Genomic DNA, 1,516 nt, shown 5'->3' on the forward strand with positions numbered 1-1,516 from the left:
AAATATAAAATTTTTCTATATCCTCTATCTGTAATTAGATATTGATCCAAATTTCTTTATTAATTCTAATGTTGAAAACATACTTAATAATCGCTTAAAATTATAAGCGATAAACATAGAAGACGCTTCTGCATCAACATTATCTATTTGACGGCGTAAAAAGAAGCTATAACCCAATGTTCTTTTGATTGTGCCAAAGGGATGTTCTACAATAGATCTGCGTTGTTTGTATATTTCATTATTATCCAAAGTGTTTTGACGAACAATATCTAGGATATCCTCATGTTCCCATCGTTGTATAGTTCTCCCTTTTATCGAAGATGTACAGGCATCTTTATACTTGCAAGAATTGCAATCTGAACATTTATAACGCCTATATTTTATTCCATTCTTAGATGTGTTTTCAAAGAAGAATAGTGAGTTACCTGATGGACAAATGTATATATCTTGCTCTTTATTATATGTAAATTTTTCTTTGCGGAATTCATTATTCTTGGTTGAATTGTTGGCTCTTGCCTTTTTTATGTATACTTTCATCTTATCGTCAATACAGTTTTTTATTTCAATTCCATTGTAATAACCTGTATCAGCTAATACGGTTGGTTCTTCTACTTCTAATAATTCAGTTGCATCTTTTGCCATTGTATAAAGCTGATTTTGATCATTTATATCATTCGTAGTTGAAATATCTATAATAAAGTGATTTTTAGAATCAACGACAGACTGCACGTTATAGCATATATCTAGTGAACCATTATTTTTCATCCTTCGAGAATCTGTATCTGTCAGACTCTTCTGTTCTAAATTTTCGTTCTTTAATTCTTGTTTTTGCATTAAATACTGTTCTTTTAAATTTTGGTAAGCTTCAAGTTTTTCCTTAATATTTTCATTTACAAGTTCTTCTTTTTCTATCGCCATTAAATATGCATTAATCTGTGCCTCTGCATACTCTATTTTTTTGTCCAGTCCACTTCGGGTAATACAATTATGCTTACTGTTTTGAGCCTTGATTTTTGTCCCATCTATGGCAATGAGCTTTCCGTCAATTAAGCCCCATCCTTTTAGAATCAGCGTTAAATTTCGCAAAGTATTATGAAATGCAGCTTTGTTTTTCTGTACGAATCCTGCAATAGTTCCATGATCCGGTGTAATTGCATTAATAAGCCACATAAGCTCTATGTTTCGTTTTGCTTCAACTTCTAAAGCTCTACTTGAGCGAATTTTATTAAGATATCCATAAATATGCAGTTTTAGTAAATCGGAACGCCGATATGGAGCTTGTCCTCTGTTTGTTCCGCTATATTCAGTAAATCCCAATTCTTTCAAATCAAGCGATTCAACATAAGAGTCAATAACACGAACAGCATTATCTTTAGCAATTAAATCATCTAAAGATGTTGTAATCATTTTTGTTTGATTTCTATCCAAACCAACGATATATGCCATATACGAAGCACCTCCGATACCAAATATTGTATCATTATTATAACATATATCATAATCGTTAGACAGTCTG

At 31.4% G+C, this 1,516-nt stretch carries 1 protein-coding gene; it reads right to left on the bottom strand.

From position 1 onward, the window contains the following. Positions 1-24 precede the first annotated feature (24 nt). On the bottom strand, positions 25-1,516 hold a 1,492-nt coding region (locus E1963_RS19100; protein WP_243117814.1), incomplete at its 5' end, for an IS1182 family transposase.

It is taken from the genome of Extibacter muris (assembly GCF_004345005.1).
Taxonomy (GTDB): domain Bacteria; phylum Bacillota; class Clostridia; order Lachnospirales; family Lachnospiraceae; genus Extibacter; species Extibacter muris.